The organism is Sulfitobacter sp. 15WGC (genome assembly GCF_005068605.1).
GTDB classification, from domain to species: domain Bacteria; phylum Pseudomonadota; class Alphaproteobacteria; order Rhodobacterales; family Rhodobacteraceae; genus Sulfitobacter; species Sulfitobacter faviae.
In genome coordinates this window covers 49,353-70,498 of sequence record NZ_SZNL01000004.1, presented here as the reverse complement: position 1 = coordinate 70,498, position 21,146 = coordinate 49,353, and the positions used below count along the sequence as shown (strand labels likewise).

Sequence of the window (21,146 nt, the reverse complement as noted above, 5' to 3'; positions counted from 1 at the left end):
CTGCACCACACCGGCCCCAAACGCTCCACCAGCGTTTGACGCGCCGAGCTACCCCCGCCCGCCCGAGACCAGATCCACCGGATCGATCCCGCGCTTCTCCGCACTGGCACGCACCGCCTCGCGCAGGGCCGCGCTTCGTTCTAGCAGGCGGCGGAACCGGTCTTCGTCCAGAACCAAAAGCGTGGTCGGCGCGATGGCGCGCACATCTACCCGACGGACGCGGTTCGTCAGGATGGCCATCTGGCCGAACATCTCCCCCCGCCCCAATCGCCAAGTCTGGCCCGCGCTTTCCAATTCGACCGCACCCGAGGCGATGAAAAACACGCTGCGCGCCGGGCTTTCCTTGCGCAAAACCACGTCGCCGATATCGACATAGCGGGTCTTGAGCGCCCGGCTCAGCCGTTTGAGCGCGCCCTCCTCTAGATCCGCAAACAGCGGAAACTGTTCGATGAAAGCGCCGCGCCGCACGGCAAGGTCAAGCCCCGGGCGCCCCTCTGCCGCGGTGCGCCGGGTCGCCAGTTCCTGCATCAAGGCGGTATAGACTTCGGCCCCAAAAAGACCGTCTTCGCGCATCAATGTATATTCGCGTTCTTCCAAACGCAGTGCCGTGCGGCGGATGAAACGCCGTTCCAACTCCTCAGCATAGCCGGGATACTGCAAGCGCAGCCCCTCCAGCGCGGTCTCAATCCCTTCGATACGGCGCGCCAACAGGTCGTGCAGCAATTCCGCCACCCGCCGCCCGTGGATCCGGCGAATGCGGCCATCGATGAAAGTGCCCAGATCCCGCAGGATCAACCGTTGCGACAGCAGCATTTCAAAGCGGTCCGCCGTCATCCGCGCCAGCGGCCCCGACACGCCGTAGCGCCCGTGCAGCACTGCCGCTGCGCGAAATGTGCGGCCATAGGCCACGCTGCGCCGGGCCGCGCGTTGATAGCCGCTGCGCCCTTGGGTCCGCGCCCCTTCGATCAGCCGGTCCGCATCCGAAAGCACCAGATCGGCCATCCGGGCCGAGATCGTCCGCTCGCGCACCCGTGCAAGGATCGTGTCACGCTCATGCCCCGCCAGCGCGATCAGCCCAAGGGCGATCCGGTCGCGGTCGAGGATATCGGTCGCCTCCTCCGCGGTTTTGACCGCTGTCTCAAGCCGTTCGCCAAACCGTTTCGCCTCGGAGCGCACGATGTCGCGGTTCAGGTCGTAATTCTCGGTCGTTTGGGCCACGTCTTCGCGCACGGTCTGCAAGGCCACGGCGATGACCTGACGCGACAGCGCGTGATCGATGGGCGAGAGTTGATCGAGCCCCAACCGCCCGATGATCCAACGCAGCGTCGTACCCTGGGCCAGCAGGGTGAAGAGCGTGAAGCCGGTGGCCAAGATACCCACGATCCGCTGAATGTCATCCGGCACCCGCACGCTTTCCGTCACCGCCAGCGCCAGCGCCAGCGTGACCGCTCCGCGCAAACCGCCCCAGAGGATCGCCACCCGGTAGGGCCGCTCGACCGCAGGCGAAAGCTTCGCCGCCGTCAATAGGGGCAGCAGGCCGAAAAGGATCACCGCGCGGGCGAAAATGGCGGCCACCACGACCACGGCGATAAGAAAGAAATCCTCCAGCCGGACTTCCTCAAGCAGCCGCGGGATCAGCAGGGCGGCGAGGATAAAGATGAGCGCCCCGGCCCAATGGGCCAGCACGTCCCAAAGCTCGCGCAGGTTGGTCAACGCCTGTGGCGGCAGCCGCCCCGGCGCGGTGAGGTTCAGCGTCAACCCCGCCGCCACCACAGCGATCACCCCCGAAGCGCCGACGCTTTGCTCGGCCACGATATAGGCCAGATAAGGCAGCGCGACCGAGATCGACTGTTGCGCCAATTCATGCCGCGCAAACAGCGCCATGACCCAAACCGCGATCCGCGCGCCCAGCCAGCCCACCAGCGCCCCACCTGCGATCAGCATTGGGAATTGCGCAAGCGCACTGCCCAGTTCCGGGTCGGGAATGCCCAGCATGACATAGCCCATGAACAGGCCGAAAAGCGCGATGGCGGCGGCATCGTTCAGCAGGCTTTCGCCTTCGATGATCCGCGCAAGCCGCCGCGGGGCCGAGATCGACCGAAAGATCGAGACCACCGCCGATGGGTCCGTGGTCGAGACGATGGCCCCGATCAGCAGACAGGCCGCCAGCGGGATCGCACTGACCCAGAAAAGCGCGTAGCCGATGCTGACCGTCGCCACCACCACGGCCACGACCGCCAGCACCAGAATGGGCACCCAATCGTCGACCATGCGGCGCAGGTTCATTCCCAATGTCGCCTGAAACAACAGCGTCGGCAGGAAGACGTATAGAAAGACGTTCGACCGGATCGGCAGCCCCAGAATGGCCGCCGCCACCGGGTTTAGCGCATCCGTCAGATCGGTCCGCAGGAAAAAGGTCGCCGAGACCCCGATCAGGATGCCCAGCACCGCAAGGATCACGCTGTAGGGCAGTTGCAACCGCGCCGCCAAAGGCTCGGCCAAGCCGATAACGACAAAGAGCGACGCAATGACCGTGGTGACGAGGATGATGTCCATATAGGATGGAATACCAGAATTTAGCTGAATGCGGGGCGCTTCTTGCCCCGCTCAGCGCCTGCAGTTCGTGGTGAGGTTATTTCCGCGCGCGCCGTTCGGCCCGCCAGCGGGCAAAGCGGCCCCGCCGCGCGGCGATGTCATCCTCGATCGCCTCGATCTTGGGGTCCAGCCGCGCCCGGCGGAACCGCCGCCAGCGCACCCAGATCGCATAGAAGAGTGCCGCGGCGAGGGTCAGCACGATGATGGTCACGAGGGGGATGCCCTTGCTCGCCTCCGGCCCCTCGACCGGGCGGAGCGAGATGGCATTGGGGTAGATCGACAACAGTTCACTGCGCCAGCCATAGTGTTTCAGCGCGTAATACTGCGGCGCGCCGGTGGTGCTGCGGGCATCGGCTGCCTCGGCCTGAAGGTTGGCGGTGTCGAACTTGAAATAGGGCGGCCAGCCCCAGCCGGTGTCTTCGTTGCGGTAGACCATGACATCGCCCTTGGCCCGGCGGGTCTGGATGAAAAAGACATCGCGGTTGACCGCCTGCCCCGCGCTATCAGTCGATGAGCCGGACCAGAAGATCGAGTTGTTGCCGAAGTCGATCCGCTTTTCATAGGTGTCCGTGACGCGGACGATATCGGTCTGCGGCAGGGTATAGTGGAAGAACGCCCCCACCAGCACCCAGACGGTCACCCAGAACACCCATTTAACGATTCTCATCTTCGGCCCTTTCCATTAGGTCGCGCGGCCGGACAGGGGCCTTTGCCCTTCTGACATAGTGTTTCCGCGGCACTGCGGCAAATGCCTTACGCGCATTAACACGCGACATTTGCCGCAAAATGCGGGCCTTAGCTGCCCAGCAGCGCTTTGGTCAGGTCGCTGTCCGGCTCTGACAGCGGATCGATCACGTCGAAATGGTGCTTGCCCTCGGCCACCACATGTTTCGCGCCCCAACTGCGGGCGAAATTCTCGGCCTGTTCGAGGAAGACGGGCCGCTCCGCCGCGCCGACCCAAACGGTCACATCCACACCATGGGGCGGGGTCATCTTGATCGGGCTTTCAGCGGCGGCTTCGGCCTCATCCAGCCGCAAAATGTCGTTCATTTCGGTTTGCAACAAGGGCGCCAGATCAGCCACGGGGGAGATCGGCACGATCCGCGTGATCCGGTCGCGCACCTCGGCCCCCAGCAGCAGCGGGTCGGTCATGCGGGCCACCAAATGCCCACCCGCCGAATGGCCCGACAGCACGATGGTGCCCTGCGTGCGGTTCGCCACTTCGGTCAGCGCCGCGGCGATTTGGGTGGAAATCTCGGAAATGCGCACATCGGGGCAGAGGTCATAGGACGGCACCGCCACGGCATAGCCCCGCGCCAGCGGACCGGCGGCCAGATGCGACCAATAGCTCTTGTCGAAAGCCTTCCAATAGCCGCCATGCACGAAGACCGCCGTGCCGCGCGAGACACCCTCGGGCTGGAAAAAGTCGAACTTTTGACGGTCCGAAGGGCCATAGCGCACGTTAAGCTGCGCCCGCGCCCCCAATGACGCGCGGAATGCCTCTGCCTCCTTTTCCCAGCGGGGCGGAAAGCCGTCGGCCCCGTCGATATAGGCAGCGTTTGCATAGGCGTCATCTAGCATCATTTGGGTCTCCCACCCCGGATTTGATCAAACTTAACTGGACAATCATACTCGTTGTTGCTTTGGAGGCTATAGAGAATAGCGGAGAGATGACATGACTGATGCTAAGACGGATCTGAAATCACTGCTGAAAGACCCCAGCCTGCTTGAAACCCGCGCCTATATCGGCGGCCAATGGGTCGAAGGCGACGACGGTACATTTGACGTGACCAATCCCGCGCGGGGCGATGTCATCGCACAGGTCGCCGACCTTAGCCGCGCGCAGGTCGCGGGCGCGATTGCCCAAGCCGAGAAGGCGCAGAAGGACTGGGCCGCTTGGACTGGCAAGGAACGCGCCGCCGTGTTGCGCAAATGGTTCGACCTGATGATGGAGAACCAAGACGATCTGGGCACCATCCTCACTGCCGAACAGGGCAAGCCGCTGGCCGAAGCCAAGGGCGAGATCGCCTATGGCGCGTCCTTCATCGAATTCTTTGGCGAAGAGGCCAAGCGCGTCTACGGCGAGATGATCCCCGGCCACCAGCGCGACAAACGCATCATGGTGATGAAGCAACCCATCGGCGTCGCGGCCTCGATCACGCCGTGGAACTTCCCCAACGCGATGATCACCCGCAAGGCGGCCCCCGCGCTGGCGGCGGGCTGTTCGTTTGTGGCGCGTCCGGCGGCGGAGACGCCGCTGTCGGCCATCGTCATGGGCGTGCTCGCGGAACGCGCAGGGATCCCGGCGGGCGTGTTCAACGTGGTGCCGTCCTCCTCCTCCTCCGCCGTGGGCAAGGAGTTCTGCGAGAACCCGGCGGTGCGCAAGCTGACCTTCACCGGCTCAACCGAGGTCGGGCGCATCTTGCTGAAACAGGCCGCCGATCAGGTGATGAAATGCTCAATGGAACTGGGCGGCAACGCGCCCTTCATCGTCTTCGACGACGCCGATCTCGACGCGGCGGTCGAGGGCGCGATCATGTGCAAGTTCCGCAACAACGGCCAGACCTGCGTCTGCGCGAACCGGATCTACGTGCAGGCGGGCGTCTATGACGCCTTCGCGGCCAAGCTGAAGGACCGCGTGAGCCAGATGAAGGTCGGCGACGGCCTCGAAGAGGGCACCGATCTGGGCCCGCTCATCAACCCCGAAGCCTCGGACAAAGTGCAAGAGCATATCAAGGATGCGGTCGACAACGGCGCGGAAATCATTCTGGGCAACGCCAAGGACGACATGGGCGGCAACTTCTTCGGGCCCACCATCGTGACCGGCGTGACGCAGGATATGAAAGTCGCCAAGGAAGAGACATTCGGCCCCCTCGCGCCGCTCTTCAAGTTCGAGGATGTGGATGACGTGATCGCCATGGCCAACGACACGATCTTCGGCCTTGCCTCCTATTTCTACGCCAAGGACCTCAGCCGCGTCTACAAGGTGGCCGAGGCGCTGGAATATGGCATCGTCGGCGTCAACACCGGCATCATCTCGACCGAGCTTGCGCCCTTTGGCGGGGTCAAGCAATCCGGCCTTGGGCGCGAAGGATCGCACCACGGAATCGAAGACTATCTTGAGATGAAATACGTCTGCCTGTCGGTCTAAGCACCGGCGGAAGTTAAAGAAACGGGGCGTGCCATGGCGCGCCCCGTTTTGCATCGGGCTATTGCGTCAGCCGGTCCTGTGCCAGCATCCGGCGCTCCGCCCGCGAAAGATGCGAGATCGCTTGCGCGACATCACCTTCGCAACGCTGCAACGCCCGACACCACAGCCGATGTGCCGAACGGGGCGACCACGGCAGCGCCGCCTGCGCCAGCCATGCCCGCAGGGGCGGCGGCAGTTGGTCAAAGGCCGCCATCGGGTTCCCCTGACGCCGCCGCTGTTTCAGCCCGCTGCGCAGGTTTCGCTTTTTGCCAGTCATGCCGCGGGCCGCCCTTAATGCGCCTGCATATCCGCCGCGATCTCAGACGCGCTCAGCTCGGCGGGGAAATAGGTCGGCCAGTTGGTCAGTTCCTTCAACACCTCGGCGCGGTCATCGCCCCAGTAGAGGTGATAGTGATCGGCCTTTTGCGGCGCGATGATATGGTCGCTGAATTGGATATATTCCGGCGCTTCGGCATCGCCGCCCTCTTTGGCAAAGACATAGCGCACGCCGCGGTTGCCCTTCTTGTAGGTGAGCACCTCATAGCCATCGCTGACATAGCGCCCCTGCACCGGATCACCGTCCCGGAAGAAGGTCACGGCATTGCCGTCGATGGTGATGCGGTCCACATCGGTGGCATAGCCGACCTCGTAATAGGCCTTGTACTCCGCCGCCGTCTTGTCGCCGTGCTCGGCCTTGTGTTGCATCACCGCGTCCAGCGCGCCCTGCTGCAACAGCGGGTAGACCGATTGCCAGTCGCCCGCCCAATCCGACAAGGGCCGATCCTTGATCTGCGCGTCGTCAAAGTAGCCTTTGTAGATGTCGTTCTGGTCGTGGGCGTGGTCATGCGCATGGGAATGATCGTGGTCATGCGATGCCTCTTTCGTCTCGGCCACGACCGGGGCCGAAAGGGCAAGGCCCGCGCTGAGCGTCAGGAAGAATAGCGGGGATGCGGATGTTTGGGGCATGTCGTTCTCCGTGGTTTGGCCTGCGTCATGATTCGATATGTTATATCATAACTAGCGCGGAGTAGCCTTGTCCCGGAGAGTTTGCAACCCGATGGCCGCCAGCCCGAACACGAAAAAGCCGACAGCACTTTCATGCTGCCGGCCTTCGGGCGGGGGAGAGATACGCCCTAGGGTGACCCGTCTTAGTTGGTCCGGGTCTGCGCCGCGCCGTCCGCATTCACTTGCTGGGACAGGGCCGCGGCGAATTCTTCGCCCGTCATGCCGATGAGCAGCTGGCCATCGGCGTCAACATCTTGGTCGATCTGCACGACCGCACGGTCGCTATCGGCGGCGAATTCCTCGGCCAGATCGATGGAATAGCGCATGGAACCGTCCGCTTGCGGCTCTGCGTTCGAGATGGTGCCGATGACCGTATCATCTGAGGCGACCGCCACGGTGCTGCCATCCAGCGCGATATCGGCATCCGTATCGATGTCCGAGGCCGCGGTTTGGTCGATGGCCTGTTCGGTGGTCAGGGTGCCATTCGCCTCGGCCCCGGCTGTGGTGTCCAATTCCGTGCCCGCCAGATCGGCGGTCGCATCGGTGCCGACACCCGCGTCCAGCGTCTGTGCGGCGACTGGGGCCGCCATAAGAGCGGCGACAGCCGTGGTCAGGGAAAGCTTGCGTAGGGAATTTGCATAGGTCGTCATGGTTCTTCCTTTCATTGCGCGTGCGGTACTCTGCACGCTGTTGTCCGGGCACGCCTGCCCGGTCCCCCACTCAACCCGACAGCTTTTGCTTGGTTTCACCCCGCCCCCCGCGCAGCAGAAAGCCGCCGTTTTCGCCCCCAAGCTTTGGCAGATATTCACCCACGAACGGGTCGAGCTTGGGAGGCGACCGCCCAGAAAAAAGGCCCGCCAAAAGCGGGCCTTCGCAAAGCGCCGGAACGGTTGCGCTTAGTTCACGGATTTGGCGTCAACCACGTCCTTGTCGATCGCCTTCACCTCGGAAGAGATGGTGATCTGACGCGGTTTCAGGGCCTCGGGCACCTGACGCTCAAGCTCGATATGCAGCATGCCGTTGGCATGGGCCGCGCCGATCACCTGAACGTGGTCGGCCAGATGGAAGCGACGCTCAAAGGCGCGGGTGGCGATGCCGCGGTGCAGATAGGTCTTGGCCTCATCCTCATCCGCCTTGCGGGCCGAAACGATAAGCGCCTTCTCACGCACTTCGACGCTCAGATCGCTATCCGAGAAACCGGCGACGGCGATCGAGATGCGATAGGCATCGTTGTCGAGCTTTTCGATGTTGTAGGGGGGATAGCTGGGGGTGGCCCCATCATTTGTCAGAACCCGGTCCATCATGTTGGCGATCTGGTCGAAACCAACGCTGGAGCGGTAAAGGGGTGCGAAATCAAAGCTACGCATGTGTTCATCCTCATCAGTGAGCGATTGACATATCGGGCCTTCCACCATTGGACAGACCCGGTTTTTCAAGCGCCGAAGCCCTATTGAGGCACCTCGGCAAAGCTCATGTGGGAAAGGGTTTGCGCGCTTTCAAGTCCTGCCGCGCAGAATTACGGGCGGATGAATTTCGCCCCGGTGCCGCGCTCTTCTCCGACGCGGATGCGCTTGCCTGCGGGGTTGGAATCCAGAAACACGCCCTTGCCTGCCACCAGTTCCGCTTGCAGCAGTGCCAAAGGCGCGCCGAGCGCCGTGCCGAGCGAGACCTGCGCGCCCTCAACCTCGGCCTTGGCCGAAACGACGGAGACGATATGCGCCTCGCCTGCGACGAAACTAAAGATCGGCGCGCCGCTTGAGCCGAAATCGACCGCGCAGGAGGTCACCAAGACCCCCTCTTGCTGGGCCAGCACCTTGCAGACCTCTTGCAAAGACGGTGCCTCGGCCCGATCGCGGGCATAGCTGACCACGCCCACACGGTCGCCGGGGCGCGGACGCGCGGCAGTGCCGAAGGGCCGGATGGTGGTGTTGCGGATCGGGCGGGAGAGTTCCAAAAGCGCCAGATCATTGCGCACCCGGCCCGAGGAGACCTCACCGTCATAGACGTAATCGGGATGCACCACGGCGCGGCGAATGTCGCGGTAGGCCCCGGCGCGGCCATTGCGCCAACCGGCGAGGAACTGCACCTCACCATGGTCGATCCGGGCCTTGGTTTCGCGGTCAAACAGGCAATGCGCAGCGGTCAGCACCAGACGCGGGGCGATTAGCGTGCCGGTGCAAAAGCCGGTCCCACCGATGTCGAGACGGCCCACCGCCTCCCACGCGGCGGCATCCACACCGTTGTCGAGCGCTTTGAGTGCGCTGTCTTGAGCCTGCGCCGCCGTGGCAAGGGTAAAGACGCCGAAGATAGCCGCCAACAATTGTCGCAAAATGCACCTCAAAACCATGTTTACTTGGCGGATATAGGGGAGTTGCGGCGAAAATACGGCGCGGGCTTAACGCAAACGCGGCACCTGCGCAGGCGCGTCAGGATCACGGCTGAGCGCGGGCGGTTTCGGCCCGCCACAGGCCCAATCGAGCAGTTCGACGCTATGCACCACCGGCACCCCGGTGCCCGATCCGATCTGCATCATGCAGCCAATATTGCCCGCCGCGATCACATCCGGTGATTTGGCCTCCAGGGTCTTGATCTTGCGCTCTTTCAGCTTGGCCGAAATCTCGGGCTGCATCAGATTATAGGTCCCCGCTGAGCCGCAGCAGAGGTGACTGTCCGCCGGTTCCACCACCGTGTATCCCGCCTGCTTCAGCAGGGTCTTCGGCGTGGCCTTGATCTGTTGCCCATGTTGCAGCGAACAGGCCGCATGATAGGCGACGACCATGCCCGACGCGGCCGGTTTGGCAAAGGGCAAGTCGAGCTCTGCCAGCAGTTCCGTCACATCCTTCGCAAGGGCCGAAACCCGCGCCGCATCCTCTGCCAGCGGGTCATTGCGGAACATATGGCCGTAATCCTTGACCGTGGTGCCGCAGCCCGAGGTGTTGATCACAATGGCATCCAGCCCCTCGCCGTCCATCTCGGCCCGCCATGCGCGGATGTTGCGGGCGGCGTGGGTGTGGCTCTCATCGGTCTTGCCCATGTGATGGGTCAGCGCGCCGCAACAGCCCGCCCCTTGGGCCACCACCACCTCGCAGCCCGCGCGGGTTAGCAGCCGGACCGTGGCGTCGTTGATATCGGTGTTCAGCGCCTTTTGGGCGCAGCCGGTCATCAGGGCCACCCGGCGCAGCGGCTTGCCCTTAGCCGGAAAGCTCTGCGGATCGTCGTTGCGGCTGACCGGGGGGACCGTCTTGGGCGCCATTTCCAGCATGGCGCGCAGCCGCGCGTCGGGCATCCGCCGGGCAAAGGGCCGGCCGATCTTGGCCCCAAGCAGCGCCAGCCGAAAGCGTGTGGGATAGGGCAGAATCCGCGCCAGCATCCAGCGCAGGGCGCGTTCGCCCATGGGGCGCTTGTAGCGTTCTTCGATATAGGCGCGGGCGTGATCGACCAGATGCATGTAATGCACCCCCGAGGGGCAGGTCGTCATACAGGCGAGGCAGGACAGGCAGCGGTCGATATGCTGAACCGTCTTTGGATCCGGGTCGCGGTCGTTCTCCAGCATGTCCTTGATCAGGTAGATGCGTCCGCGCGGGCTGTCCAACTCATCGCCCAAGACCTGATAGGTCGGGCAGGTCGCCGTGCAGAAGCCGCAGTGCACACAGGCGCGCAGAATCTCATTGCTGCGCTGCGTGTCAGGATCCTGCAACTGCGCGGGGGTGAAGGTGGTTTGCATGACGGCTCCGTTCCTATGTGCTGCGCATCAGATTGGCGAGGACGAGGCCGAACCACGGCACCGTCGTGCCCACGGCTCCCAGCACCCCGCTCCACCGGCGCATTGCCGGGCGCGGATCGGCCCGGCGCAGCGCTTGGACCACCAGCGCGATCACCCCGATCCATGCGGCCCAGAGCGCCAAGGCGATGGCCCCCAACAGCCAAGCGCTGTCGCCCCAATAGCGCAGCAGACCATAGCGCAGGGCAAGCGCGATCAGAAAGGTCGCCAGCACCATCGCCGCCAAGGCGCGGATGGCCCTAAGCGAAGGCGGCACGGCGATCAGCGCCTTGAACAGAAACGGGCCGATCAGAAAGACGATGAGGAAGACCAGCACCAAAGTCATGCGCTGCGGGCCAAGGCTTCGGCGTTAAACAGGCCACGGGGGTCGAACTTGGCCCTGAGCCCCGCCGTCAACCGCGCCACCCCCGACGCTTCGGGTTCCTGTCGGGGCAGCGTCCCCGCCGCCTCGGCCCGCAACAAGGTCGCGTGGCCGTCATACCGTCCCAAGCGGGCGCGCAGGTCCGTGCCGGGGGCCATGCGCAGCCATAGCAGCCCCCCGGCCCAATCATAAAGCCGCGCCTCCGCCCCGGCCTTAGCCGCAAGCGCCGGAGCCTCGGTCGGGCGGCAATGCAGGCGCCAGACATCGCCCGCCGCCCCATGGAAGGGCGCCACATCTCGCAGATCACGCCAGAGGGTCTCTGAGCTACCTTCTGCAAGCACCTCGATCTCGCCCCCCGTGGCGGCAAGCAAATCCTTCAGCCGCCCGATCCGGTAGGTGACCGAGGTCTCGAACCCCTCCAACCGCAGGACCGTTCGGCCCTGCGCCGGGTCATGGGCCGCGCCGGTCACCTCGAAAGGGCTGCGCATGGCCAGCGCCATCGCGGCGATGGCGGCGGCGTCGTCCAGCCCGGACAGCACGAGCGTCGCGCTGGTTTCGGGTTTCGGGAGTACCTTCAGCGAGACTTCGGTCAGCGCGCCCAAGGTGCCCTGCGACCCGGCCATGAGCTTGACCAGATCATAGCCGGTGACATTCTTCATCACCCGGCCCCCGTTCTTGATGATGGCCCCCTGCCCATCGACGAACCGCACCCCCAAGAGGAAATCCCGCGCCGCCCCAACAGCAAGCCGCCGCGGGCCGCTGACATTGGCGGCAAAGACCCCGCCGATGGTCGGCGTGCCGCTGCGGTCCATGAGCGCGCGGTGGTCCATCGGCTCAAAGGCCAGCCGCTGTCCCTCGGCGGCCAAAGCGGCCTCGATCTCGGAGACCGGCGTGCCCGCCTGCGCGACCAGCGTCAGCGCGCCCGGCTCGTAAAGGGTGATCCCCCGCAGACCGGCAAGCGACAGTGCCGCGCCGGGCCCTGCCATGCCGCGTGTATCGCCGCCCCGCAGGGACAGGGGCGCCTCTGCGCCACGGATCGCCTCGGCCAGCTCCGCCTCGGAAGTCACCGTCACGCCGCCACCGATGCGCCGCTGCCGCGTCGCCCTTTCGTCACGTCGAGAGGGAAGACCTTGGCCGGGTTCAACAGCCATGCCGGGTCGAAGACATCCTTCACCATCAATTGCGCCTCTAGATCCGCGGGGGCGTATTGCTCATGCATCAGATCGCGCTTTTCGATCCCAACCCCATGCTCCCCGGTCAGGCAACCGCCCGCTTCGACGCAGAGCCGCAGGATATCGGCGCCAAAGGCCTCGCATTTCTCCAGATCGCCGGGTTTGTTGGCGTCAAACAGGATCAGCGGGTGCATATTGCCGTCGCCCGCGTGAAAAACATTGCCGACCTTGAGGCCATAGTCATCGGACATCTCACCGATCCGGCGCAGCACCATGGGCAGCTCATTCACCGGGATGGTGCCATCAAGGCACATGTAGTCGTTGATCTGCCCCATGGCGCCAAAGGCGGACTTGCGGCCCAGCCAGATCGCGGCGCTTTCCTCGGCGCTGGTGCTTTCGCGCAGTTCCACCGGGTTGTGACGGCGGGCAATCTCGGTGATCAGGGCAAGCTGGTGGTCGATCTCGGCATCGGAGCCTTCGACCTCCACGATCAGCAGCGCCTCGCACATCGGGTAGCCCGCATGGGCGAAAGCCTCCGTCGCCTCGATGCAGGGGCGGTCCATAAATTCGATCGCCACGGGCAAGACGCCCGCCTTGATGATGTCGCTGACACAGGCCCCAGCCACGGCGTTGTCGTCGAACCCCATGAGCACGGGCCGCGCGCCTTCGGGTTTGGGCAGGATGCGCAGGGTGGCTTCGGTCACCACGCCCAACTGCCCTTCGGAGCCGCAGATCACGCCCAAAAGGTCCAGCCCGCCCGCGTCCATATAACCGCCGCCGATCTCGACCACTTCGCCGTCCATCATGATCATGGTGACGCCCAAAAGGTTGTTGGTGGTGACACCGTATTTCAGACAATGCGCCCCGCCCGAGTTCATCGCGATATTTCCCGCGATGGCACAGGCCAACTGGCTGGAGGGGTCGGGCGCGTAGAAAAAGCCGTCTTCCTCCACCGCGCCGGTGACGCTCAGGTTGGTGCGCCCGGTCTGCACGCGCATCAGACGGTTGTCGTAGTCGACCTCAAGCACCTCGGCCATGCGCGCCACCCCCAGCACCACGCTATCGGCAGTGGGCAAGGCCCCACCGGCAAGCGAGGTGCCCGAGCCGCGCGGCACCACCGGCACGCCCTCCTCATGGCAGATCGCCAGAATGGACGAGACTTCTTCGGTGCTGGCAGGCAGGGTTACGGCCAAGGGGGGGCATTTATAGGCCGTCAACGCGTCGCATTCATAGGCGCGGGTCTCATGCGCATCGTCAATCACGGCATCGCGGGGCAGCGCCGCGCGCAGCCGCGCCACGACCCGCGCCTTGCGCGCAATGATCCCGGCATCGGGTGTTGGCATCTGCATTCCGGTCCCTCCTCTGGCCCGCAGCATAGAGCCTATGGCGCGGGTTTGACCAGTTTGCCGCGCGCTTGGTGCAATTGCACCACTAAATTGCCGCTTCAGGGTGAATTGCACCGGGCCCAACTTCCGCCTACCTTGGAACCTTTCCGAAATGCGCTATATTCAGTTCGTTGTTTTATTGGTGTCCCATGTTCAAACGTAGCCTCATTCTCGCCTTCATGGCCTTTGCCGCACCGGGTTTCGCCGATCCGCCCGCCATTTTGAATGTCACGGTCGATCGACAGGGCGATTTGTGGAAGTTTGACGTCACCATCCGGCACAACGACAGTGGCTGGGACCACTATGCCGACGCTTGGCGCATTCTGGACCCCGATGGCAAACCCTTGGGCACCCGAAATCTGGCACATCCGCATGTGAAAGAGCAGCCCTTCACCCGCTCGCTTTCTGGCGTGCGCATCCCCGAAGGGATGACGGAGGTCAGCATTCAAGCGCGCGACAGTGTCAGCGGCTGGTCTTCTGAATTGGTGACGATCCCGCTGCCCTGACCTGCGCCCTTTCAGACCCGGTGGTAAGGCCCGCCAGAGAGGATCGCGGCGGCGCGGTAAAGCTGTTCGGCCAGCATGACCCGCACCAGCATATGCGGCCAGACCATCTTGCCAAAAGAGAGAGCATGATCCGCCTCTGCCCGCAGGCTGGGGTCGATGCCATCGGCGCCGCCGATGACAAAGGCCAAATCCCCCCGCCCGGCGTCCCGCCAATTGCCAAGCCGTTCGGCGAATGCGGGGGAGGTTTCGACCTTGCCGCGTTCATCCAGTACGCAGATCACCGCCCCTTGGGGGATCGCCCGCCGTAACAGCACGGCTTCGGCGGCCATGCCGCCGTTCTTCTTGTCTTCCATCTCGACCACGCGCGCGGGACCAAGGCCCAGACCGCGCCCGGTCCGGTCGAACCGGGTCAGATAATCATCGACAAGGGATTTCTCCGGACCGGCGCGAAGCCGGCCCATGGCACAGATGTGAACCCGCATGACCTAGGCCCGCAAAGCGGGATCAGTGCGGTGCCGCTGTGGCCGCGTCGTCGCCGCCCAGCCACATCTTTTCAAGCTGGTAGAATTCACGCACTTCGGGCCGGAAGACATGCACGACAACGTCGCCTGTGTCGATCAAGACCCAGTCGCCGGTTTCGCGGCCTTCCATCTTGGACGTGCGTCCGGTGGCGTCTTTGACGGCCTGCGCCAGCTTTTCCGAGATCGCCGAAACCTGCCGCGTGGAGCGGCCCGAGCAGATCACCATATAGTCGCCGATGGCCGTCTTGCCGCGCAGATCGATCTGCACGATATCTTCGGCCTTGTCGTCATTCAGCGAGGAAAGGATAAGCGCCAGCAGGTCGTCGCTGGTTGCGATTTGCGAGGCGGCAGTCATTGCAGCCCCATGGTCAGCAGCCTGCGCTGCGTCAACGTTAAGAGACAGGACATTGTCCTCCTTCGTAAATAGCACCATCAATGCTGAACGCTTGCCCCGGTGCCGAGCAGCCCCAATTTAGCGACCCGGGGTTTATTTTTCAATGGATCGCGTTGCCATAGCGTTAACCACGGCGCAAATCCCCGCTCACTCAGGCATATCCCGCGATGCCGCGGCGCGCGACAGGGCCAGTTGACTGTCTTCGATGACTTTTACCTCGCGCTGCGGGAAGGGGATGGAGATGCCGTGTTCCTTGAAGGCATCCCAAAGCGCCAGATAGACATTGCCGCGAATATTGGTCAGCCCGCCGGTTGGATCCTTGATCCAAAAGCGCAGGATGTAATCCACCGACGAATCGCCAAAGCCCACGATATGGCAAACCGGGGCCTTGTAGCTCAGCACCCGGTCGACGCCCTTGGCCGCCTCCACCGCCAGTTTGCGCACCAGATGCGGATCGTCGGAATAGGCCGTGCCGAAATAGATATCGAGCCGCACAAAGTCATTGGAGTGGGACCAGTTCACCACCTGCCCGGTGATCAGGTCTTCGTTCGGGATCAGGTATTCCTTACCGTCCCGCGTCACCACAGACGCATAGCGCGCGCCGAGCGTTTGGATCCAGCCAAAGGTCTCGCCCAGACTGATCACATCGCCGGGCTTGATCGACTTGTCAAGCAGGATGATCACGCCAGAGACGAGGTTCGACACCACCTTTTGCAGACCGAAACCAAGGCCCACACCGATTGCGCCCGACAGTACCGCAAGCCCGGTCAGGTCAATCCCCACCGCCCGCACACCGATGAAGAACGCGAGCCCGTAGAGCAGGATTTGCACCCCCTTCACGGCCAGCACCTGCATGGAGGGGCTGATGTCTTCGTTCTTGCGGATCGTCGCGGCGGTGGTTGTGCTGACCAGCCGCGCCATGGTCAAAAGCGCACCGACCACCACCAGCGCGGTCAGAATGGTCAACACCGAAAGGCGGAATTCGCCCACAGTCAGCGCGACCCCGTCGAGAAACAAGGCCACATCATCGGCGACGTTCAGCATGTAGAGCGTGGCATAGATCCACAGCCCCCATGTCACCATGCGGCGCAAGGGTCGGTTGCGCACCAGACGCGCGGCGAAAGCGATACCCACATAGATCGCCGCCAGCGTCGCTGCCAAACCGATGAGATAGGACCGTGACGGCCAAGTCACGTTCTGCATCACCTGATAGAGCAGCCCCGCCAGCAAAGCGAACCAGATCAGCCCCAAACGCCGCTTGACCTGCACCACAACACGCAATTGCCACTTGGACCAGCCTTCGCGGGAGCGGACCCAGTTTTGCAACATCACGCCGGTGACCCGGTGCAACACCCACGCCAGCGCCACCAAGGCCAGCAGGATCAGGATTTGGTTTTGCCGCCAACCGGGGCTCAGAATGCTTTCCCCAAAGCCGAGCACCCCGTCGAACAAAGCCTGAAGCGACAGCAGAAAGTTCGAAAACGGGTGGCTTTCAGGGATCATGGGCGGCCTTTGCAGCTAGGGAGGATCACGGTCGCACAGGCTTTGCGCCGGGGCAAGATGACCCGCAGCCCACCCCCTGCCTCCAAGACGATCACGACACCTTGCGAGACTCGCTCAGGCGCTATATCCCTTGCCCCATGATACTGGTGTTTGATCTTTGCGACCGTGCGCGTCTGCGCGAACGCTTTTTCGGCGCGACGCATAGCGTTCTGGCGCGACTATAAGCCGCCCCTCTCAGCCACACCCATAGCCATTCCAAACCACGGGAGAGGACCATCATGTCCCCCAAGACGCTTTACGATAAAATCTGGGACGCCCATGTCGTCCACGAAGCCGATGACGGTACCTGCTTGCTTTATATCGACCGTCACCTCGTCCACGAAGTGACCAGCCCGCAGGCCTTTGAAGGGCTGCGCATGTCGGGCCGCACGGTGCGCGCACCGGACAAGACCATCGCCGTGCCGGACCACAACGTGCCGACCACAGAGGGCCGCGAAGACCCCGAAGCGATGACCGAGGACAGCCGCATTCAGGTCTCCGCCCTCGACAAGAACGCGCGCGAGTTCGGCGTGCATTACTACCCCGTCTCGGACGTGCGCCAAGGCATCGTGCATATCGTCGGCCCCGAGCAGGGCTGGACCCTGCCCGGCATGACCGTGGTCTGCGGCGACAGCCACACCGCGACCCACGGCGCTTTCGGCGCGCTGGCCCACGGCATCGGCACCTCGGAGGTCGAACATGTCCTTGCCACCCAAACGCTGATCCAGCGCAAGGGCAAGAACATGAAGGTCGAGATTACCGGCAAGCTGCGCCCCGGCGTCACGGCCAAGGACATCACCCTTTCCGTCATCGGCGCCACCGGCACCGCGGGCGGCACTGGCTATGTCATCGAATACTGTGGCGAGGCGATCCGCGACCTGTCGATGGAAGGCCGCATGACCGTCTGTAACATGGCGATCGAAGGCGGCGCACGCGCGGGCCTCATCGCGCCGGATGAGAAGACCTTCGAGTATTGCAAAGGCCGCCCCCACGCTCCGAAAGGCGCACAGTGGGAAGCGGCGATGGACTGGTGGAAAACCCTCTTCTCTGACGAGGACGCCCATTGGGACAAGGTCGTGACGCTCAAGGGCGAAGACATCGCACCGGTTGTCACATGGGGCACCTCCCCCGAAGACGTGCTGCCGATCGACGCGACGGTCCCCTCGCCCGAAGACTTCAAGGGCGGTAAGGTCGATGCCGTGAAACGTGCGTTGGAGTATATGGACCTGAAACCGGGTCAAAAGCTCACCGATATCGAGATCGACACCGTCTTCATCGGCTCCTGCACCAACGGCCGCATCGAAGACCTGCGCGCCGCTGCCGAAGTGCTGAAGGGCAAGAAGATCAAGGACGGTCTGCGCGCCATGGTCGTGCCCGGCTCCGGCCTCGTCCGGGCGCAGGCCGAGGAGGAAGGGCTGGCGGACATTTTCCGCGAGGCCGGTTTCGAATGGCGTCTGGCGGGCTGCTCCATGTGTCTGGCGATGAACCCCGACCAGCTTGCCCCCGGCGAACGCTGCGCGGCCACGTCGAACCGCAACTTCGAGGGGCGTCAGGGCTATAAGGGCCGCACGCATCTCGTGTCGCCCGGCATGGCCGCCGCCGCCGCACTCACCGGTCACCTGACCGACCTGCGCGAACTGGCGTGAGCAACCGGGGGATGGATACCGGGCGCGTTGCGCAGGGCTCAGTCGGCCTTGCGCAGCTCGCTGCCGGACTTCAGCACTTCGCTGCCGTCGTCCTGTTCGATCTTATAGGCCGGTTCGTCATCGCTCGCCTTGCGGGTCACCTCGCTGCCCTGCAGCTTCAGCGTGATCTTCTGCGTGTATTTCTTGACGATCTTGCCGGTCCCGGTGCCATTGCCCCAGTCCCATTCCACCTTCGTGCCGGTTTGGTACGACATGCCATGCCCTCCTGATACACCATTTGCCTAGAACGCGCCGTCAGCCGGCGCGGTTCCCGCACTCTCCGAAGGATACCCCGATGGAAAAGTTTACAGAAATCACCGGCACCGCGGCTCCCATGCCGTTGGTGAACATCGACACCGACATGATCATCCCCAAGGTCTTTCTCAAGACAATCAAACGCTCCGGCCTTGGCGTGAACCTGTTCGACGAAATGCGCTATGACCGCGAAGGCAACGAAATCCCCGATTTCGTGCTGAACCAACCGCAATATCGCGACGCGCAGATCCTCGTGGCGGGCGACAACTTTGGCTGCGGCTCGTCGCGCGAACACGCGCCTTGGGCGATCCTCGATTTCGGCATCCGCTGCGTCATCGCACCCAGCTTTGCCGACATTTTTTACAACAACTGCTTCAAGAACGGCATCCTGCCCATTGCCCTGCCGCAAGAGCAGGTCGACGTGCTGATGAAAGACGCCGAAAAAGGATCGAACGCGCGGATGACCATCGATCTGGAAGGCCAGACCGTAACCACGTCAGATGGTGAGACATTCCCCTTCGAAGTGGACGCCTTCAAAAAGCACTGCCTTCTCAACGGGCTGGACGACATCGGCCTCACGCTCGAAAAAGGTGCCGCGATTGACAGCTACGAGGATTCGCTGGGCCAAAGCCGCCCTTGGGTCTAACGCCTGGCCTGCATGATCAAACTTGTGGGCGCGAACCGCGCGCCCACAAGATGTTGCCGCCTGCCATCAAACCGCCACGGAATTGATGCAAGAAGGCACCACCCCCACCCTCAAAATACCCCAGTATCCTGCTCTTCTCTCTGCGGAGCCTTGAGGCATGTGCGGAAAGAAGGCAAAAATTGGACCAGAATGAGGCACACCCCATCAACCGGGGGCATCAAGTTGGAACAAGCACGCGGCATCGTATCGCGGCTGGCCAGTTTGAAAGGGCAGAGCAGTGATCGGACGAATGACAGGCGCGGCGACGCGTGGCCTATTGGTGGCGCTATTGATTGCCATCCCGGCGCTTCTCTTGCCGGGGTCCGATGCGGAATCCAGCCAGATCACCGTGCTGCTCGCCTGTATCGCGGCGATCCTGACCTTCATGGAATACAACGCCCGCCAGCCCGGCATCGTCGAATTTCGCGACGCGCCGCCTTTCAATCGGCTGCGCTTCATCAGTCTGCTCTTCACGATCCTCGTCCTGTCGCTTATCGCGCGGGGCCAAACGGCCCCCACCCTGCTGACCGGCGCGCTCACGGCGCTTGGCACGATACTGGGCAATGCGCTTGATTTCCCCTATTCCCCGGTGCGTCTTGTGGTGCTGATGATGCCCGCCGACGCCCCTCTCGAGGCGGTCAACCTGATCCGCACGGCGGCGGGTCTGGCCTATCTGGTCTCGCTCATCGCGTTGGCAACCTTCGTGGTGCTGGTGCGCGTTATGGGCTGGCCCGCACGCCAAGGCGCTTTCAACGTCTGGGTGAACCTGCCACTTTTCGACCCCACCGCTGGGGGCGATGTGCTCTACCGGCTGCAACGGGACGCGCGGATCAACATCGCGCTTGGCTTCCTTCTGCCCTTCTTCATCCCCGCAGTGGTCAAGGCCACCGCCGATCTGCTAGATCCAATCTCACTGAGCAATCATCAAACCATGATCTGGACAATAAGCGCATGGGCATTCCTTCCGGCCAGTATGATCATGCGCGGCATCGCCATGGGGCGGGTAGCCGAGATGATCCACGACAAACGCCGCCGCGCCTACGCCGAAGCGCATATGCAGGCCGCCTGATCCGCTTCCTGCTGGCGCTGCTCCTGCTGACCGACACCGCGCAGGCCGAACCGCTGCGCATCGCTACCTTCAATACAGAATTGTCGCGCAAAGGGCCGGGCCTGCTCCTGCGTGATATCCTACGCGGGGACGACCCCGCGGTTGCCTCCGTGATCGAAACCATCACCAGCGCCGATCCCGATATCATCGCGCTACAAGGCATCGACTACGATCTCGAACAGGCCGCCCTCAACGCCCTCGCCGACGCCCTCTCCGCCGCGGGCGCGCCCTACCCCCACCGCTTCGCCGCGCCGCCCAATGCAGGCCGCCAAAGCGGCGTCGACCTCGACGGTGACGGCAGGCTCGGCACCCCCCGTGACGCCCAAGGCTATGGCCGTTTCTTCGGCCAAGGCGCCATGGCGATCCTCTCACGCCACCCGATCCAAGAGGGCGGGCTCCAAGATTTCAGCACCCTCCTCTGGCGCGACCTCCCCGATACACTCTACCCGATGATCGACGGCGCCCCCTTTGCGGGGGCCGAGGCCCACACCACGCAGCGCCTCTCTTCCAACGGCCACTGGTCCCTGCCGATCCAAACCCCGGAGGGCCCCGTCACGCTGCTGACATACCACGCCACCCCGCCGGTCTTCGACGGCCCCGAAGACCGCAATGGCCGCCGCAACCATGACGAAACCATCTTCTGGCTCCACCACCTTGATGGAACGATCGGAACGCCCCCGACACCCCCCTTCGTTCTGCTGGGAGACGCCAATCTCGACCCGCAACGCGGCGACGGGCGCGGCGAAGCCATTGCCGCCCTCCTCTCCAATCCTCCGCTGCAAGACCCCCTGCCGCACCGCCCCACGGTCAACTGGGCCCAAACCGGCCCGATGCGCGTCGACTACATCCTGCCCTCGCGCGACTGGGAAGTCAGTGACGCTGGCCTCATCTGGCCCAAGGGCGAAAGCGCCAGCCGCCATGCCCTCGTCTGGGTCGACCTCACCCGCTGACGCCCCCTATC

Annotated in this window: 22 protein-coding genes; 6 read left to right on the top strand and 16 right to left on the bottom strand. The window is 63.7% G+C overall.

Annotated elements, in window-relative coordinates; genetic code table 11:
• Positions 1–48: 48 nt before the first annotated feature.
• The 3 genes from FCK22_RS04570 to FCK22_RS04560 all read right to left on the bottom strand — a co-directional run bounded on the left by FCK22_RS04570 (position 49) and on the right by FCK22_RS04560 (position 4,179).
• A complete protein-coding gene (locus FCK22_RS04570) occupies positions 49–2,556 on the bottom strand; it encodes a cation:proton antiporter (protein ID WP_067266804.1) in 2,508 nt (835 codons plus the stop codon).
• Between the two features lie 76 nt (positions 2,557–2,632).
• Positions 2,633–3,262 (bottom strand): DUF1523 family protein, encoded by a 630-nt coding sequence (locus tag FCK22_RS04565; protein ID WP_067266803.1) that lies wholly within the window; start codon positions 3,260–3,262, stop codon positions 2,633–2,635.
• 128 nt (positions 3,263–3,390) lie between these two features.
• A complete protein-coding gene (locus tag FCK22_RS04560) occupies positions 3,391–4,179 on the bottom strand; it encodes an alpha/beta hydrolase (RefSeq protein ID WP_067266801.1) in 789 nt (262 codons plus the stop codon).
• A gap of 91 nt (positions 4,180–4,270) precedes the next feature.
• On the opposite strand from FCK22_RS04560, the gene FCK22_RS04555 reads away from it, so the two are divergent.
• On the top strand, positions 4,271–5,746 hold the full coding sequence (locus tag FCK22_RS04555; protein WP_067266799.1) for an NAD-dependent succinate-semialdehyde dehydrogenase: 1,476 nt from the start codon (positions 4,271–4,273) through the stop codon (positions 5,744–5,746).
• Positions 5,747–5,804: 58 nt separating this feature from the next.
• Here the strand turns inward: FCK22_RS04555 and FCK22_RS04550 are convergent, their stop codons facing one another.
• The 9 genes from FCK22_RS04550 to FCK22_RS04510 all read right to left on the bottom strand — a co-directional run bounded on the left by FCK22_RS04550 (position 5,805) and on the right by FCK22_RS04510 (position 13,453).
• Positions 5,805–6,062 (bottom strand): DUF6525 family protein, encoded by a 258-nt coding sequence (locus FCK22_RS04550; protein WP_067266797.1) that lies wholly within the window; start codon positions 6,060–6,062, stop codon positions 5,805–5,807.
• Between the two features lie 14 nt (positions 6,063–6,076).
• A complete protein-coding gene (locus FCK22_RS04545) occupies positions 6,077–6,751 on the bottom strand; it encodes a metal-binding protein ZinT (RefSeq protein ID WP_067266795.1) in 675 nt (224 codons plus the stop codon).
• A gap of 182 nt (positions 6,752–6,933) precedes the next feature.
• Entirely contained in the window at positions 6,934–7,440 is a 507-nt protein-coding gene (locus FCK22_RS04540) for a hypothetical protein (RefSeq protein ID WP_067266794.1), read from the bottom strand.
• A gap of 246 nt (positions 7,441–7,686) precedes the next feature.
• Positions 7,687–8,157, bottom strand: a complete 471-nt coding sequence (locus FCK22_RS04535) for an Hsp20 family protein (protein ID WP_067268529.1) — start codon at positions 8,155–8,157, stop codon at positions 7,687–7,689.
• 149 nt (positions 8,158–8,306) lie between these two features.
• Positions 8,307–9,110, bottom strand: a complete 804-nt coding sequence (locus FCK22_RS04530) for a trypsin-like serine protease (protein ID WP_231886460.1) — start codon at positions 9,108–9,110, stop codon at positions 8,307–8,309.
• Between the two features lie 75 nt (positions 9,111–9,185).
• On the bottom strand, positions 9,186–10,514 hold the full coding sequence (gene glcF / locus FCK22_RS04525; protein ID WP_067268526.1) for a glycolate oxidase subunit GlcF: 1,329 nt from the start codon (positions 10,512–10,514) through the stop codon (positions 9,186–9,188).
• Between the two features lie 13 nt (positions 10,515–10,527).
• Positions 10,528–10,896, bottom strand: a complete 369-nt coding sequence (locus FCK22_RS04520; protein WP_067268525.1) for a hypothetical protein — start codon at positions 10,894–10,896, stop codon at positions 10,528–10,530.
• A complete protein-coding gene (locus FCK22_RS04515; protein WP_067268523.1) occupies positions 10,893–12,005 on the bottom strand; it encodes an FAD-binding protein in 1,113 nt (370 codons plus the stop codon). The genes FCK22_RS04520 and FCK22_RS04515 overlap by 4 nt, the downstream gene beginning before the upstream one ends.
• Positions 12,002–13,453, bottom strand: a complete 1,452-nt coding sequence (locus FCK22_RS04510; protein WP_067268521.1) for an FAD-linked oxidase C-terminal domain-containing protein — start codon at positions 13,451–13,453, stop codon at positions 12,002–12,004. Before FCK22_RS04510 ends, FCK22_RS04515 begins: the two co-directional genes overlap by 4 nt.
• A gap of 185 nt (positions 13,454–13,638) precedes the next feature.
• Between FCK22_RS04510 and FCK22_RS04505 the strand changes: the two genes are divergently transcribed.
• Positions 13,639–13,995: a hypothetical protein gene (locus tag FCK22_RS04505; RefSeq protein ID WP_067268520.1), complete on the top strand. Its 357-nt coding sequence runs from the start codon at positions 13,639–13,641 to the stop codon at positions 13,993–13,995.
• Positions 13,996–14,006: 11 nt separating this feature from the next.
• On the opposite strand, the gene rlmH is transcribed toward FCK22_RS04505, so the two are convergent.
• The 3 genes from rlmH to FCK22_RS04490 all read right to left on the bottom strand — a co-directional run bounded on the left by rlmH (position 14,007) and on the right by FCK22_RS04490 (position 16,413).
• Positions 14,007–14,477 carry a 23S rRNA (pseudouridine(1915)-N(3))-methyltransferase RlmH gene (rlmH, locus tag FCK22_RS04500; protein WP_067268518.1) on the bottom strand — a complete coding sequence of 157 codons (471 nt, stop codon included), beginning with the start codon at positions 14,475–14,477 and terminating at the stop codon, positions 14,007–14,009.
• A 22-nt stretch (positions 14,478–14,499) separates the two neighbouring features.
• The gene (gene rsfS, locus FCK22_RS04495) at positions 14,500–14,871 is read right to left on the bottom strand and encodes a ribosome silencing factor (protein WP_067268516.1); all 372 of its coding nucleotides are present in this window, start codon (positions 14,869–14,871) and stop codon (positions 14,500–14,502) included.
• Positions 14,872–15,057: 186 nt separating this feature from the next.
• On the bottom strand, positions 15,058–16,413 hold the full coding sequence (locus tag FCK22_RS04490; protein ID WP_067268515.1) for a mechanosensitive ion channel domain-containing protein: 1,356 nt from the start codon (positions 16,411–16,413) through the stop codon (positions 15,058–15,060).
• A gap of 278 nt (positions 16,414–16,691) precedes the next feature.
• Between FCK22_RS04490 and leuC the strand changes: the two genes are divergently transcribed.
• Entirely contained in the window at positions 16,692–18,098 is a 1,407-nt protein-coding gene (gene leuC / locus FCK22_RS04485; protein ID WP_067268511.1) for a 3-isopropylmalate dehydratase large subunit, read from the top strand.
• A 38-nt stretch (positions 18,099–18,136) separates the two neighbouring features.
• Here the strand turns inward: leuC and FCK22_RS04480 are convergent, their stop codons facing one another.
• Positions 18,137–18,352, bottom strand: a complete 216-nt coding sequence (locus FCK22_RS04480; protein ID WP_067268510.1) for a DUF2945 domain-containing protein — start codon at positions 18,350–18,352, stop codon at positions 18,137–18,139.
• A gap of 80 nt (positions 18,353–18,432) precedes the next feature.
• On the opposite strand from FCK22_RS04480, the gene leuD reads away from it, so the two are divergent.
• The 3 genes from leuD (at position 18,433) to FCK22_RS04465 (ending at position 21,135) form a co-directional block, all read left to right on the top strand.
• Entirely contained in the window at positions 18,433–19,038 is a 606-nt protein-coding gene (leuD, locus tag FCK22_RS04475) for a 3-isopropylmalate dehydratase small subunit (protein WP_067268508.1), read from the top strand.
• A 289-nt stretch (positions 19,039–19,327) separates the two neighbouring features.
• Positions 19,328–20,146 carry a hypothetical protein gene (locus FCK22_RS04470; protein ID WP_197471033.1) on the top strand — a complete coding sequence of 273 codons (819 nt, stop codon included), beginning with the start codon at positions 19,328–19,330 and terminating at the stop codon, positions 20,144–20,146.
• The gene (locus tag FCK22_RS04465; protein WP_082852179.1) at positions 20,029–21,135 is read left to right on the top strand and encodes an endonuclease/exonuclease/phosphatase family protein; all 1,107 of its coding nucleotides are present in this window, start codon (positions 20,029–20,031) and stop codon (positions 21,133–21,135) included. Before FCK22_RS04470 ends, FCK22_RS04465 begins: the two co-directional genes overlap by 118 nt.
• Positions 21,136–21,146 lie beyond the last annotated feature (11 nt).

Excerpts from the sequence above, each read along its gene's own strand:
- FCK22_RS04570 (WP_067266804.1), bottom strand. The coding sequence starts at position 2,556 with ATGGACATCATCCTCGTCACCACGGTCATTGCGTCGCTCTTTGTCGTT.
- FCK22_RS04535 (WP_067268529.1), bottom strand. The coding sequence starts at position 8,157 with ATGCGTAGCTTTGATTTCGCACCCCTTTACCGCTCCAGCGTTGGTTTC.
- FCK22_RS04480 (WP_067268510.1), bottom strand. The coding sequence starts at position 18,352 with ATGTCGTACCAAACCGGCACGAAGGTGGAATGGGACTGGGGCAATGGC.
- leuD (WP_067268508.1), top strand. The coding sequence starts at position 18,433 with ATGGAAAAGTTTACAGAAATCACCGGCACCGCGGCTCCCATGCCGTTG.
- FCK22_RS04560 (WP_067266801.1), bottom strand. The coding sequence starts at position 4,179 with ATGATGCTAGATGACGCCTATGCAAACGCTGCCTATATCGACGGGGCC.
- FCK22_RS04540 (WP_067266794.1), bottom strand. The coding sequence starts at position 7,440 with ATGACGACCTATGCAAATTCCCTACGCAAGCTTTCCCTGACCACGGCT.
- rsfS (WP_067268516.1), bottom strand. The coding sequence starts at position 14,871 with ATGACTGCCGCCTCGCAAATCGCAACCAGCGACGACCTGCTGGCGCTT.
- FCK22_RS04505 (WP_067268520.1), top strand. The coding sequence starts at position 13,639 with ATGTTCAAACGTAGCCTCATTCTCGCCTTCATGGCCTTTGCCGCACCG.
- FCK22_RS04465 (WP_082852179.1), top strand. The coding sequence starts at position 20,029 with ATGGGCATTCCTTCCGGCCAGTATGATCATGCGCGGCATCGCCATGGG.
- FCK22_RS04565 (WP_067266803.1), bottom strand. The coding sequence starts at position 3,262 with ATGAGAATCGTTAAATGGGTGTTCTGGGTGACCGTCTGGGTGCTGGTG.
- glcF (WP_067268526.1), bottom strand. The coding sequence starts at position 10,514 with ATGCAAACCACCTTCACCCCCGCGCAGTTGCAGGATCCTGACACGCAG.
- FCK22_RS04470 (WP_197471033.1), top strand. The coding sequence starts at position 19,328 with ATGACAGGCGCGGCGACGCGTGGCCTATTGGTGGCGCTATTGATTGCC.
- FCK22_RS04550 (WP_067266797.1), bottom strand. The coding sequence starts at position 6,062 with ATGACTGGCAAAAAGCGAAACCTGCGCAGCGGGCTGAAACAGCGGCGG.
- FCK22_RS04510 (WP_067268521.1), bottom strand. The coding sequence starts at position 13,453 with ATGCAGATGCCAACACCCGATGCCGGGATCATTGCGCGCAAGGCGCGG.
- FCK22_RS04545 (WP_067266795.1), bottom strand. The coding sequence starts at position 6,751 with ATGCCCCAAACATCCGCATCCCCGCTATTCTTCCTGACGCTCAGCGCG.
- FCK22_RS04555 (WP_067266799.1), top strand. The coding sequence starts at position 4,271 with ATGACTGATGCTAAGACGGATCTGAAATCACTGCTGAAAGACCCCAGC.
- rlmH (WP_067268518.1), bottom strand. The coding sequence starts at position 14,477 with ATGCGGGTTCACATCTGTGCCATGGGCCGGCTTCGCGCCGGTCCGGAG.
- FCK22_RS04520 (WP_067268525.1), bottom strand. The coding sequence starts at position 10,896 with ATGACTTTGGTGCTGGTCTTCCTCATCGTCTTTCTGATCGGCCCGTTT.
- leuC (WP_067268511.1), top strand. The coding sequence starts at position 16,692 with ATGTCCCCCAAGACGCTTTACGATAAAATCTGGGACGCCCATGTCGTC.
- FCK22_RS04490 (WP_067268515.1), bottom strand. The coding sequence starts at position 16,413 with ATGATCCCTGAAAGCCACCCGTTTTCGAACTTTCTGCTGTCGCTTCAG.